Source organism: Pedococcus soli (assembly GCF_054782575.1).
In genome coordinates, this window is the sequence record NZ_BAAGSF010000004.1 from 351230 (window position 1) to 364127 (window position 12898).

The following is a 12898-nucleotide window of genomic DNA, read 5'->3' on the forward strand; positions in this document are numbered from 1 at the left end:
AGGCCTCAGTCCAGGTTGGCGAAGACGGCGGTCGGGGCATCGGCTCCCCCGTCGGCGAGCTCCTCGAACTCGGTGACGTTCGCGATGCTCTGGCCCATCGAGACGTTGGTGACGCGCTCGAGGATGACCTCGACGACGACGGGGACGCGGTACTCCTGCGCCATCGCCTTGGCCTTCTCCAGCGCCGGGGCGATCTCGTCTGGCTCGAAGACGCGGATCGCCTTGCAGCCCAGGCCCTCGACGACCTTCACGTGGTCGACGCCGTAGCCGTTCAGCTCCGGGGCGTTGACGTTGTCGAAGGACAGCTGGACGCAGTAGTCCATCTCGAACCCGCGCTGCGCCTGCCGGATGAGGCCGAGGTAGGCGTTGTTCACGAGGACGTGGATGTACGGGATGTTGAACTGCGCCCCGACCGCCAGCTCCTCGATCATGAACTGGAAGTCGTAGTCGCCGGACAGTGCGACCACCGTCTCGTCGGGGACCGCCGTCGCGACACCCAGGGCGGCGGGGACCGTCCAGCCGAGCGGTCCGGCCTGGCCGGCGTTGATCCAGTGCCGGTCCTTGTAGACGTGCAGCAGCTGGGCCGCCTGGATCTGCGAGAGGCCGATCGTCGAGACGTACCGGACGTCGCGGCCGAAGGCTCGGTTCATCTCCTGGTAGACGCGCTGCGGCTTGATCGGCGTGACGTCGAAGTTCGTCTTGCGCCACAGCGAGCGCTTGCGCTGGCGGCAGGACTCGGCCCACTCGGTGCGGTCGGACAGCAGGTTGGCGTCGCGACGCTCCCGTGCCACCTCCACGAACAGCGCGAGAGCGGCCTTGGCGTCGCTGACGATGCTGTAGTCCGGCGCGAAGACCCGCCCGACCTGGGTCGGCTCGATGTCGACGTGGACGAACGTGCGCCCCTTCGTGTAGGTCTCGAGGTCGCCGGTGTGGCGATTGGCCCAGCGGTTGCCGATGCCGAGGACGAAGTCCGCCTCGAGCATCGTGGCGTTGCCGTAGCGATGACTGGTCTGGAGACCGACCATGCCGGCGTTGAGCTCGTGGTCGTCGGGAATGGTGCCCCAGCCCATCAGCGTCGGGACGACGGGCACGCCGGTCAGCTCGGCGAGCTCGACGAGCAGGTCGGCGGCGTCGGCGTTGATGACCCCACCACCGGACACGATGAGCGGCTTCGTGCTCGCCTCGAGCAGGTCGAGGGCCTTGCTCACCTGGGCCCGGGTCGCGGCCGGCTTGTAGACGGGCAGTGGTGCGTAGGTCTCGACGTCGAACTCGATCTCGGTCATCTGGACGTCGATCGGCAGGTCGATGAGGACGGGGCCGGGGCGGCCCGATCGCATGAGGTGGAACGCCTGCTGGAACGTCCCCGGCACCTGGGCCGCCTCGAGGACGGTGACAGCCATCTTGGTCAGCGGCTTGGCGATGGACGAGATGTCGACCGCCTGGAAGTCCTCCTTGTGCAGCTTGGAGACCGGCGCCTGACCGGTGATGCACAGGATCGGGATCGAGTCGGCGCTCGCGGAGTAGAGGCCGGTGATCATGTCGGTGCCGGCCGGACCGCTGGTGCCGATGCAGACACCGATGTTGCCGGCCTTCGCACGGGTGTAGCCCTCGGCCATGTGCGAGGCGCCCTCGACGTGCCGGGCGAGCGTGTGGTGGAGGCCGCCATTGGTCTCCATCGCCTTGTAGAACGGGTTGATCGCCGCTCCGGGCAGGCCGAAGACGTTGGTCACCCCCTCCAGCTTGAGGATCTCGACGGCCGCTTGGGCCGCAGTCATGCGTGCCATGGTGGTGCTCCAGTGTCTGTGCGAAATGGTGGTGCCGCCCGGTCGAGGTGTTCGGCTACCGGGATCCGGTGGGGGAACACCTCGAACGGGTGGCGCGGGTCTGGGGTGAGGTCTTGGGTCAGCCGGCGAGGCGGCCCGAGAGCCGCTCGACGCCACGCAGCAGCGCGGAGTGGTCGAGGCCACCGTCGCCGTTGGCTCGGGCGGAGGCCATGAGCTGGGCGACGAGCGAGCCGAGGGGTACGACGACCCCGGCCTCGCGGGCAGCCGAGGTGACGATGCCCATGTCCTTGTGGTGCAGGTCGATCCGGAACCCCGGGGTGAAGTCGTGCTTGGCCATGTTGGCTCGCTTCTGCTCGAGCACCTTCGACCCGGCCAGGCCACCGCCGAGCACGTCGAGGGCTGCCTCGAGGTCGACGTCATAGGCGTCGAGGAAGGTCACGGCCTCGGCCAGGGCCTGGATGTTAGCCGCGACGATGAGCTGGTTCGCTGCCTTGACCGTCTGCCCCGCGCCGTTGCCCCCGACGTGGACGATGGTCTTGCCGACGACGTCGAACAGCGGCTTGGCCTCCTCGAAGTCGGCACCGTCGCCACCGACCATGATCGACAGGGCGGCGTTCTTCGCGCCGGCCTCACCGCCGGAGACCGGGGCATCCAGCAACCGGAAACCCTTGTCCCTGGCCGCCTTCGCGAGCTCGGCGGTCACGTCGGGACGGATCGACGAGAAGTCGATGACGAGCGTCCCCGACTTCGCGTGGTCGAAGACGCCACCCTCGCCGACGAGGACGTCCTGCACGTCGGGGCTGTCGGGGACCATCACGGCCACCACGTCGACGTCCTCAACCGCCTCGGCGATCGAGGCGGCGGCGCGGCCACCGGCGTCGACGAGCGGCTGGGTCTTGTCGGGGTGCAGGTTGTAGCCCACGACGTCGTGGCCGGCCTCCTGCAGGTGGACGGCCATCGGGCTGCCCATGATGCCGAGTCCGATGAAGGCGATGCTGGTCATGTCGTTCTCCTTGCTGGTCGTTTCTGACCCGCTTTGGGTGCTCAGGCGGTCGGGTTTCCGACCGTTCAGGCACCCAATCCGGGGAAGGGCGGGGAAGGGCGGGGGAAGGGCGGGGGAAGGCGGGGGGTCAGGCGGTGGCCGTGGCGGCGCGGCGTTCGCGCGGCAGCCAGGCGAAGCTCTCCGGGGTGGTCGCGGTGGTGGGCTTGTACTCGAGGCCGACCCACCCGGCGTACCCGCGGGTGGCGAGGTCACCGAGGTGGCGCTGGAGGTCGAGGTCGCCCGTGCCGGGTTCGCCTCGGCCGGGGGCGTCGGCGATCTGGACGTGCGCGGTGACGTCGACGTGGTCACGGATGGCGGCGTCGAGGTCGTCGCCGTTCGCGGCCAGGTGGTAGAGGTCGAGGAGGAACGCCACGTTGTCCGCGCCGGTCGCGCGCACGTCCCGGACCACCGAGACCGCGTCGGCCGCGGTGCGCAGCGGATAGGGCTTGGGGCCACTGACCGCCTCGACGAGGACGGTGGCGCCGATGGCGGAGGCGGCCTTGGCCGCGGCGGCGATCGACTCGCGCCCCAGCTCGTCCTGCGCCTGCGCCGAGGCACCGTCGACCCGGTTGCCGAAGAGCGCGTTGAACGCCGAGGCGCCGAGGCGCTCACCGATGCCGACGGTCACGTCCACGTTGTCGCGGAACTGCTGCGCCCGGTCGGGGATCGACAGCACACCGCAGTCCGGGCCGGCGAGGTCACCGGCGAAGAAGTTGAGGCCGACGAGCTGGACCCCTGCGTCCTGGACCGCGGTGACGAAGGCGTCGACGTCGCGGTCGGAGGGGACGGGCTGGTCCGGCCACGGCCACCAGAACTCGACGGCGCCGAACCCTGCCGCCCTGGCCGCGGCGGGGCGCTCGAGGAGCGGCAGCTCGCCGAAGAGGATCGAGCAGTTCACGAGGTAACGCAGTCCGTGGTCGGTCATGACGTCCTTCTGACTTTCGTATCGTGGAATTCTTTTTCCGATTAGTGAGAGGTTAGGAGAAAGCCGGACGGCGGGTCAACAGCCCCGACGCCCTGTCCCAGCACGCGGCGCAGATATATCCGCGCCGACGTGGCTTCGGCTCAGCTGCCCCGGTAGGTGGAGTATCCGAACGGGTTGAGCAGCACCGGCACGTGGTAGTGCTGGGCCTCCTCGGCGATGGTGAAGACCACGACCACCTCGGGGTAGAACGCCTCGGTGTCTCGCGCGGCGAAGTACGCCCCCGACGCGAACCGCAGCCGGTAGTCGCCCGCAGCCAGGCGCTCCGGACCGATGGTGCCGACCCGGCCGTCCCCGTCGGTCACGCCGTCACCGATGGCCGTGCCGTCGACGCCCTCGAGGACCACCCCGATCCCGGCGGCGGGCCGGCCCAGGCTGGTGTCGAGCACGTGCGTGGAGAGGGTGCCCATCAGGAGACCACCTGTCGCAGTCGGAGCAGCGCGATCTCGCGCAGCTGGGTCACGGTCTCGGCGCGTTCGGTGTCGTCGTCGTTCCCGAGGCGGCGCCGGAGCTCGGCGAGGATCTCGGGGGCTGAACGCCCTGCCGCCCGGATGAGGAACACCCGGTCGAAACGCTCCTCGTATGCCGCGTTGCCGGCGGCGAGCTCGCGCGCCACCTCCGCGTCGGCAGGGTCCACGCCCGACTGCTCCTTGGCGCTGAACGCCGCCTGGTGGTCCGGGCTCGACGCCCGTTCCCCGATCCGGGGGTGACCGGCCAGGGCCGCCTCGAGCTCGCCGTCGTCGAGGTGGGCCGCCGCGGCGGCAGCGGTCTCCTCGAGGGCCGGCCACGCGGCATACGGGCGGCCGTCCCGGACGGTGTCCACCCAGCGGGGCACCGGCAGGCACGCGGCCAGCCGCTCCCCCGCCTCATCGGGCGGTAGCGCGTTGAAGTCCTCGACGCTCACGGACTGGCTCACTGGCTCTCCACGAATCGGGTGCGGGCGGAGTGGATGGGGTTGGCGTCGGCGACGAGGTCGTCGAAGCGGTACCCCGCGATCTTCGCAGCCTCGACCAGCGCCGCGGCGTGCTCCTGCGCGGGCGAGTTCTCCAGCCGCTGCCAGCCGGAACGCAGCACCTGGTCGAAGGAGTCCCGGTCGCGCACACAGGTGACCAGGGGGAAGCCGAACCGCTCGCGGTACTGCGAGGTGAGCTCGGACAGCTCGCCGTAGGACTTCTCGTCGAGGCGGGTGAGACCGAGGAAGGCCTGGTCGTGCAGCGAGTCCTCCCCCTCCCGTCCGTCCGCGACGCTCTCGGCACCGAGGTCGGGGTAGGAGTCGATGAGCAGGCGCTGCTCGTCCTCACCTGCGGTGTAGAGCGCCTCCTGGAAGGCTCGGCGCAGGTCGGTCGTGTCGGCGAACGGCCTTGACTCGTAGGCACGCTCGACCGCCCACCGGGGACCCTGGAAGAGCCCTCCGAAGGTGTCGACGAACTGCTCACGGCTCATCTCGTTGACCTGCGCGAGGCGGACCAGGCGCCCCGGGGCGCCCGCGACGGCCGGCCCACGGCTCGAGCCCACGTGGTGGAACAGGAAGTTCAGCACGATGGCGGTGATCGACCCGAGGGTGATGCCGGAGCCGAGGATGATCTGGGCCCAGCTGGGGACCGCCTTGGCGACATCGGGCTGCGCGGTGACGTACATCGCCAGGCCGACGCTCGTCGCGACGATGACGACGTTGCGGTGGTCGTGGAAGTCGACGCGGGACAGCGTCTGGAAGCCGACGACCGCCACCGTCGCGAACATCGCCAGGGCGGCACCGCCGAGGACCGGGTGTGGGATGCCGGCGACGATCGCACCAGCCTTCGGGATCAGCCCGATGACGATCATGATCAGGCCGGCGGTCGCCACGACGTACCGGCTCTTGACGCGGGTGAGCCGCACGAGGCCGACGTTCTCCGCGAAGCAGGTGTAGGGGAAGGAGTTGAAGACACCACCGATGGTCGTGGCCAGGCCGTCGGCGCGCAGGGCGCGGGCGATGTCCTCGCGCCCGATCCGCTTCTCGACGATCTCGCCGGTCGCGAACACGTCACCGGTCGTCTCGACCGCGGTGATGAGCATGACGACGACCATCGAGATGATCGCTGCGACGGAGAACCGGGGCCACCCGAAGTGGAACGGTGTCGTGAACCCGATCCAGCCCGATCCGGAGACGCTGTCGAAGTGGGCGTCACCGAGCAGCCAGGCGATGAGCGTCCCGGCGACCAGTCCGATGAGGACGGCGACGGTGGCCATGAACCCCTTGAAGATCCGCTGGATCGCGACGATCAGCGCCAGGGTGCCGAGCGCGTAGGCGAGGTTGCGGCCGCTGCTCGGGTCGAGCGTCGGACCGGCGCCACCTGCGGCGTCGGCTGCGGCGACCGGCAGGAGCGCGAGGCCGATGATCGTGATCACCGAGCCGGTCACGACCGGTGGGAAGAACCGGATGAGCCGGCTGAAGTACGGCGCGATGAGGAACGTGAACAGCCCCGCGACGATGACGGCGCCGTAGATGACGAGCAGCCCGTCGGTCCCACCACCGGCGGCGAGGCCGATGGCGATCATCGGCGAGACCGCCGTGAACGTCACGCCCTGCAGCAGCGGCAGGCGCACCCCCACCTTCCAGAACCCCACCGACTGGATGATCGAGGCGATCCCGCAGGTGAACAGGTCGGCGTTGATGAGGTGGATGAGCTCGGCGGTGCTGAGGCCGATCGAGTTCGCGAGCAGGATCGGCACGATGACCGCGCCTGCGTAGAACGCCAGGACGTGCTGGAAACCGTAGATCGCGAGCTTCGGGACGGGCAGCACCTCGTCGACCGGGTGGCGTGAGGAACGTTGGGACGACTGGGGTTCAGCGGTGGCTGTGCTCATGACAGGCACCTTTCTGTTCGCGGGAGGAGCAGAGCGGGAGGTGTGCGGAGAGGGTGTGGACGGCACCGGGGTGCCGCTGGCGTGACGCACGTCGTCGGTATGGCGCGTGCGGAGGCGGGGTCACCGCCCTCGCAGCGCTCGGGCCTGGTCCTTGGTGACCATGACGGGCGGTGCGCCGGACACGACGGAGGGCGATCGGCCGACCCCGCCGCGCATGACGTTGAAGAACAGGTTGAGCAGCACCGCGACGAGGCTGGCCGCGCTGATGCCGGAGTGGAAGATCGTGGCGAACCACTCGGGGAACCGGTCGTAGAACGACGGGACCGCGATGGGGATGATGCCGAAGCCGAGTGCCGTGGCCACTAGGACGATGTTGAGGTTGCCGTCGTAGTCGACCTTGGACAGGGTGCGGATGCCGCTCGCGGCGACCGACCCGAACAGGATGATGCCCGCACCCCCGAGGACGGGCTGGGGGACGGCCGCCACGACGCGACCGAGGACCGGCAACAGGCCCAGGGCGACCAGGACCGAACCGCCGGCGGTGACCACCCAGCGACTGCGGACCCCCGTGATGGCGACCACGCCGACGTTCTGCGCGAACGCGCTGGCAGGGAAGCTGTTGAAGACCGGGGCGATCGCGGTGGCGAGCATGTCGGCGCGCAGGCCGTCCCCAACCCGGCGCGGGCTGGTCTTGGTGCCGACGATCTCGCCGACCGCGAGGATGTCGGCGGTCGTCTCGGTCATGATCACGAGGATGACGATGGTCATCGAGATGATCGCGCCGACCTGGAACACGGGCGCACCGAAGTGGAAGGGAGTCGGGAAGGCGACCCAGCTCCCGGTGCCGACCCCGGAGAAGTCGGCGCGGCCGAGGAGCAGCGCGAACACCGTGCCCACGACGATCCCGAGCAGGATCGACAGCCGGCTCACGGGTCCCTGCACGAGGCGCGAGAGCAGCAGGATGACGAGCAGCGTGAAGGCAGCCAGGCCGATGTTGCCCATCGAGCCCCAGTCGGCGGCCTTGTCGTTGCCGCCCATGGCCCAGCGGACCGCGACGGGGAAGAGCGACAGCCCGATGACCGTGATGATGGTGCCGTTGACCACCGGTGGGAAGAAGCGCACGACCTGGCTGAAGAACGGGCTGATCGCCAGCCCCACGAGCCCGGCCACGATGATCGAGCCGAAGACCGCCGGCAGCCCGCCGTCACCGGTCGCCACCGCGGTCATGGTCGAGACGCTCGCGAACGAGATCCCCTGCACGAGGGGCAGCTGCGAGCCGAAGAACGGGATGCCCACGCTCTGCAGGATGGTCGCGAGCCCGCTGACGAACAGTGCGGCCGAGACGAGCAGGGCGATCTCGGGGCCTGACAGCCCGGCCGCTCCCCCGACGATCAGCGGTGGGGCGATGACGCCGCCGTACATCGTGAGGATGTGCTGGACGCCGTAGGCGTAGGTGGGGCCGAGCTTGAGCCGCTCGTCCTCGGGACGTGTCGTCGTTGACACGGTGGCCTCCTGTTCCGGCCGGTCAGCAGAAGCCGGGGACGGTGAGCCAGGCGTCGCCCGGGTCGCTGCCGTCCTCGCGCTGCACGGTGGCCTCGATGAGGCCGTAGGGACGGTCCGCGGCGATGAAGACCTCGCCGGGGTTGTCGAGCCCGAACGGGGACAGGTCGACGAGGAAGTGGTGCTTGTTCGGGGCGGAGAACTTGATCTCGGCGACCTCGGGGTGGGCGGCCAGCACAGCGGAACCCATGGCGTAGAGGCTCTCCTGGAGCGCCCGGCTGTAGGTCGTCGCGAACGTCTCGAGCATCACCTGGCGGATGTCGTCGAAGGACTTGTTCCAGTCGGTGCCCCCGGCGACGGCGTCGTCCTCGTAGCGCCAGCGGGCGACGAGCGACGTCGCCAGGATGCGGTCGTCGGTCTCCTGCAGCGTCGTGTACTCGTCCTTGAGGAAGCCCTTGAACTCCGAGCCGGTCGACTTGAGGACGACGAGGTCCTTGACCCCGGAGACCACCCACGCCTTCGTGCCGGCCCCGGTCCCGTCCGGTACGCGCTGGCGCGTCACCACCGTGGTGCGCACCTCCCCGCCACGCTTGACGAAGGCGTGGTCGTGCCCGGCGCCACCTACGTCGATGCGGTCCCAGGCGTACTCCTCGACCTCGACCCGGCTCGCGTCGGCGGCCGGTGTCACGGCGAGGAAGCGGTCCCCGAGGGTGAGGGCGTAGTCCTCCGGGGAGGTGACGCCGTGCTCCTTGGCGAAGGCGAAGGCCGTGTTCTTCTGGGTGTCGGTCGGCAGGACGTTGGCCTGGTCGCCGGTCTCGTGCGCGTCGCGGAAGTCGCCGCGCAGGGCGGTCGAGACGTTGAGGTCACGGATCTCGTGGCGGGCGGTGTCGCGGTAGACGCGGACGACGCGGTTCTCCGCCTTGCCGTACTGGTTGGGTCCGAGGACGAAGCTCATGGTGCTCCTTGCCGGGGCTGCGGTGCCGGTGACGGGCCAGGCGGGCCGGTGGTCGGCGGGCCTGGAGGTGCAAGCGGTGACCGGCGGGTGGTGGCCGGTCCTGCCGCGGGCGCAGGGTGGGCGTCCGATGATGCTTCCACGATGCGGAAACAATGTTGCGAATAGTGGAACTGTAGGACGGCGCCACGCCAACGTCAACAGTTTGTTGAGAATTTCCTCGCGGCGCCAGAGCACGTCCACCAGCCGAGCCCGTGCGTCAGTGGCTCGGCGGGGCCGGCGGGTTCAGGCGCCGGTGGCGTCGGTCTCGCGGATCCGGTTGAGGTAGTTGTAGACGGTGAAGCGGGTCAGCCCGAGCGCCTCCGCGACCGTCTCGGCCGACCGCCGCATCTCGAACGCCCCGCGCTCCTCGAGCAACCGCACCGCGTGCTGCTTCTGCGCCCGCGGCAGCCCGGAGAGGCTGCCGCCGAGCTGGGCCTCGACCTCCGCGATGAGGCGGGCCAGGCCGTCCGACAGGTCGGTGGCGACACCGGTGGCCGGCGGTGCGACCGCGGCGTCGAGGTCGCTCACCGTGAGGGTGACGCGCGTCGCGCCGTGCGACAGCGCCTCCTTGAGGGCAGCGCCGACGGCATCGACGACGAGCCCCGCCTCGCCCTCCACGGAGGTGCCGAGGGGCCCGAGGTCGGGCGTCAGGCCGGCCCCGCGCAGCGCCTCGGCCGACACGGTGACGTGGGCCGGCAGCTGGTCGTCCTCACCGTGGAACGGCTCGGTCGTGAACTCCACCCGGACGCGCATGCGGTCAACCTACCCGCGGTCCGTTCGTGATCCCGTCCCGGTCTCGACCCCGGTCCAGCCCGGCCAGTCCCGGCCCGATCCCGACCACGGCTCCGGTCCGTCCCGGTCTCCGTCCGTCTTCGTCTCCGCCGATCGGTCGCGCGGGCGACGGCTACCTCGCGCGGCGGGCCAGGACGTCCATCCGGGCGCGGTCGATGCCGGTCAGCTCCAGCACCTCGGCGTCGTCGACGGCGCCGCAGTCCAGCCCGCGCAGCACGAAGTCGGCCAGGGCCCGCGCGGTGGCCGGCTCGTCCATGACCCCCGAGTCGACCTGTCCCACGTAGTTGCGCAGCCGCTCGGCGGCAGCAGGAAGACCCTCGCGGTAGAAGGCGTACGTCGCGGCATACCGGCTCGGGAGCTGGGCGGGGTGCAGGTCCCAGCCCTGGTAGTAACCCCGCTCCAGCGACCGCCGCACGAGCCGGGCGTGCAGCGCCCACCCCGCGTGCACGCGGTCCCGGTCGCCGACGGGCAGGAGGTTCGTCGACCCGTCGGAGAGACGCACGCCGGTCCCGGCTGCGGCCACCTGCATCACCGCCTTGGCGTGGTCCGCCGCCGGGTGCTCCATCGACTGGTACGCCGCCGCGATGCCGCAGGAGGCGCTGTAGTCGTAGGTGCCGTAGTGCAGTCCGGTGCAGCGCCCGGCCGAGGCGTGCACCATCCGGGCGACGAGCGCGGTGCCGTCGGGACCGAGGATGGACTGGGGGGTCTCGACCTGGATCTCGAAGCCGATCGCCCCGGACTCCAGCCCCAACCCTGCTTCGAGGCGGCAGCAGGCGACGACCATCGCCTCGACCTGGTCGACCGAGGTGACCTTGGGCAGGGTCACGACGAACCCGTCGGGCAGGTGCCCGTCGACGGCCACCGCCTCGACGAACCTCGCCAGCGTCCGCACCCCCCTGGCCCGCGTGGGCGCCTCGAAGCTCTTGAACCGGATGCCGTGGAACGGTGCGGCACCTCCGGCGGCGAGCGACGAGCGGAGCGCCGCCGCCGCGGCGTCGACCGCCGCATCCTCCTGCTCGTCCGACCGGTTGCCGTACCCGTCCTCGAAGTCGACCCGCAGGTCCTCGATGGGCTCGCTCGCCAGCTTGGCCCGGACCCGGGGCACCACCTCGCCGGCCAGGCCGGCAGGCAGACCCAGCACGGCGGCATACGCGGCGTCGTCACCGCCGTGCTCGTCCAGGGTGGCGAGCGCCTCACTGCCCCAACGGCTCACGAGCCCGGCGTCGTAGCGGTCGGCCGGGACGTAGACGGTGTGGACGGGCTGGCGGCTGGCGCGCTCCCCGGGGAAGCCGGACGCGAGCGCGTCGTCGGCATCGGCCAGGTGCGCGTCGAGCTCGGCGGAGAGGTGGGCGACGTCGAAGGTCATCGGGCGGGGTCCTCGTGCGTGTCGGGAGAGCTGGTCTCGTCGGAGGTGGTGCGGTCAGCGGTCCGGCCCGCTGCCAGGGAGGAGGAGCGTTCGGTATGGCGCTCGTGCGCCCCTGCCGCGTGCCGCACCGCCGCGGCCACGGCGGGGGCCACGTCGGGGTCGAAGACGCTCGGGACGATGTAGCTCGCGTTGAGCTCGTCGGCGTGGACGCAGTCGGCGATCGCCGTGGCCGCGGCGATCATCATCGCGTCGGTGATGTCGCTGACCCCCGCGTCGAGCAGGCCCCGGAAGAACCCCGGGAAGGCGAGCACGTTGTTGATCTGGTTGGCGTAGTCGGAGCGACCGGTCGCGACGACCGCGGCGTGCCGGCTCGCGGCGACCGGGTCCACCTCGGGGTCGGGGTTGGACAGGGCGAACACGATCGCGCCGTCGTTCATGGTGGCGATGTCGTCCTCGTCGAGGAGGTCGGGGGCCGAGACACCGATGAAGACGTCGGCACCGGCGAGCACCTGCTTGAGCGGGCCCTCGACACCGCGGGGGTTCGTGTTGTCGGCGATCCAGCCGCGGAACTCGTCGCGGTGCCCGCTGGACGCGTCCAGCGCACCGTTCCGGTCGCAGCCGACGATGTCTTCGGCCCCTTGCGCGTGCAGCAGCCGGATGATCGCGTGACCGGCCGCACCCACGCCGGAGACGACGATGCGGACGTCCGTGAGCGACTTGCCGACGACGCGCAGCGCATTGGTGAGGGCAGCCATCACGACGATGGCGGTGCCGTGCTGGTCGTCGTGGAAGACGGGGATGTCGAGCTCGTCGCGCAGCCGGCGCTCGATCTCGAAGCAGCGCGGCGCCGAGATGTCCTCGAGGTTCACACCGCCGTAGACCGGGGCGATCGCCTTGACGATCATGATGATCTCCTCGGTGTCCTGCGTGTCGAGGCACACCGGCCAGGCGTCCACGCCGGCGAACTGCTTGAACAGCGCCGCCTTGCCCTCCATGACCGGCAGGGCTGCTGCGGGTCCGATGTTGCCGAGCCCGAGGACCGCCGAACCGTCGGTCACCACCGCCACGGTGTTGCGCTTGATGGTCAGCCGGCGGGCGTCCTCGGGGTTCGCCGCGATGGCGAGGCAGACCCGGGCGACGCCCGGCGTGTAGGCCCGCGAGAGGTCGTCGCGGTGCTTGAGCGGCACCTTGGGGTTGACCTCGAGCTTGCCGCCGAGGTGGAGCAGGAAGGTGCGGTCGCTGACCTTGCGCACGGTCACGCCCGGCACCGCCGCGATCTGCTCGGTGATGCGGTCGGCGTGGTCGGCGTCCGAGGCGTTGCAGGTCACGTCGACCACGAGGCTCTGCCCCCGGGACTCCACGACGTCGAGCGCGGTGAGCGCGCCGCCCGCGGCGGCGACGGCAGCCGCCAGCGTCCCGGTCGTGTCGATGGCCGCAGGCGCCTCGGCGCGCACGGTGATGGAGTAGCCCGGACTCGGTGCAGACATGGCTCGACCTCGATCTTCCACGATACGGATTTATCTTTTTGTCCTACGGAAGACTAGGGCGTGCCCCGCGGTGACGACAAGGACCGTCCACCGGCTGCCTCCGC

11 protein-coding genes are annotated in these 12898 nt (G+C 70.6%); all 11 read right to left on the minus strand.

All coding sequences use genetic code 11. From position 1 onward, the window contains the following. Positions 1–5: 5 nt before the first annotated feature. A complete protein-coding gene (gene gcl, locus ACYVKF_RS07640; protein ID WP_460965975.1) occupies positions 6–1784 on the minus strand; it encodes a glyoxylate carboligase in 1779 nt (592 codons plus the stop codon). 118 nt (positions 1785–1902) lie between these two features. Then, positions 1903–2832 (minus strand): 2-hydroxy-3-oxopropionate reductase, encoded by a 930-nt coding sequence (locus tag ACYVKF_RS07645; RefSeq protein WP_460966908.1) that lies wholly within the window; start codon positions 2830–2832, stop codon positions 1903–1905. A gap of 82 nt (positions 2833–2914) precedes the next feature. Continuing rightward, positions 2915–3751, minus strand: coding sequence for a hydroxypyruvate isomerase family protein (locus ACYVKF_RS07650; RefSeq protein ID WP_460965976.1), 837 nt, complete (start codon positions 3749–3751; stop codon positions 2915–2917). A gap of 140 nt (positions 3752–3891) precedes the next feature. Next, complete coding sequence (uraH, locus tag ACYVKF_RS07655) at positions 3892–4218, minus strand: hydroxyisourate hydrolase (RefSeq protein WP_460965978.1); 327 nt, start codon at positions 4216–4218, stop codon at positions 3892–3894. After that, positions 4218–4724: a 2-oxo-4-hydroxy-4-carboxy-5-ureidoimidazoline decarboxylase gene (gene uraD, locus ACYVKF_RS07660; protein WP_200956870.1), complete on the minus strand. Its 507-nt coding sequence runs from the start codon at positions 4722–4724 to the stop codon at positions 4218–4220. Before uraD (ACYVKF_RS07660) ends, uraH begins: the two co-directional genes overlap by 1 nt. After that, positions 4721–6655 carry a 2-oxo-4-hydroxy-4-carboxy-5-ureidoimidazoline decarboxylase gene (uraD, locus tag ACYVKF_RS07665; protein WP_056920310.1) on the minus strand — a complete coding sequence of 645 codons (1935 nt, stop codon included), beginning with the start codon at positions 6653–6655 and terminating at the stop codon, positions 4721–4723. Before uraD (ACYVKF_RS07665) ends, uraD (ACYVKF_RS07660) begins: the two co-directional genes overlap by 4 nt. A 120-nt stretch (positions 6656–6775) precedes the next feature. After that, a complete protein-coding gene (locus ACYVKF_RS07670; RefSeq protein ID WP_460965981.1) occupies positions 6776–8158 on the minus strand; it encodes a nucleobase:cation symporter-2 family protein in 1383 nt (460 codons plus the stop codon). A gap of 22 nt (positions 8159–8180) precedes the next feature. Further along, the gene (gene pucL / locus ACYVKF_RS07675) at positions 8181–9110 is read right to left on the minus strand and encodes a factor-independent urate hydroxylase (protein ID WP_056915755.1); all 930 of its coding nucleotides are present in this window, start codon (positions 9108–9110) and stop codon (positions 8181–8183) included. A 282-nt stretch (positions 9111–9392) separates the two neighbouring features. Then, positions 9393–9902: a helix-turn-helix domain-containing protein gene (locus ACYVKF_RS07680; protein WP_056915756.1), complete on the minus strand. Its 510-nt coding sequence runs from the start codon at positions 9900–9902 to the stop codon at positions 9393–9395. A gap of 151 nt (positions 9903–10053) precedes the next feature. Next, positions 10054–11307: a DUF6986 family protein gene (locus ACYVKF_RS07685; protein WP_460965984.1), complete on the minus strand. Its 1254-nt coding sequence runs from the start codon at positions 11305–11307 to the stop codon at positions 10054–10056. Beyond that, a complete protein-coding gene (locus tag ACYVKF_RS07690; RefSeq protein ID WP_082580670.1) occupies positions 11304–12794 on the minus strand; it encodes an NAD-dependent malic enzyme in 1491 nt (496 codons plus the stop codon). The genes ACYVKF_RS07685 and ACYVKF_RS07690 overlap by 4 nt, the downstream gene beginning before the upstream one ends. Positions 12795–12898 lie beyond the last annotated feature (104 nt).

Bases quoted from the DNA above. Each gene is read 5' to 3' on its own strand.
- gcl (WP_460965975.1), bottom strand. From the start codon at position 1,784: ATGGCACGCATGACTGCGGCCCAAGCGGCCGTCGAGATCCTCAAGCTG.
- ACYVKF_RS07650 (WP_460965976.1), bottom strand. From the start codon at position 3,751: ATGACCGACCACGGACTGCGTTACCTCGTGAACTGCTCGATCCTCTTC.
- uraH (WP_460965978.1), bottom strand. From the start codon at position 4,218: ATGGGCACCCTCTCCACGCACGTGCTCGACACCAGCCTGGGCCGGCCC.
- uraD (WP_056920310.1), bottom strand. From the start codon at position 6,655: ATGAGCACAGCCACCGCTGAACCCCAGTCGTCCCAACGTTCCTCACGC.
- pucL (WP_056915755.1), bottom strand. From the start codon at position 9,110: ATGAGCTTCGTCCTCGGACCCAACCAGTACGGCAAGGCGGAGAACCGC.
- ACYVKF_RS07680 (WP_056915756.1), bottom strand. From the start codon at position 9,902: ATGCGCGTCCGGGTGGAGTTCACGACCGAGCCGTTCCACGGTGAGGAC.
- ACYVKF_RS07685 (WP_460965984.1), bottom strand. From the start codon at position 11,307: ATGACCTTCGACGTCGCCCACCTCTCCGCCGAGCTCGACGCGCACCTG.
- ACYVKF_RS07690 (WP_082580670.1), bottom strand. From the start codon at position 12,794: ATGTCTGCACCGAGTCCGGGCTACTCCATCACCGTGCGCGCCGAGGCG.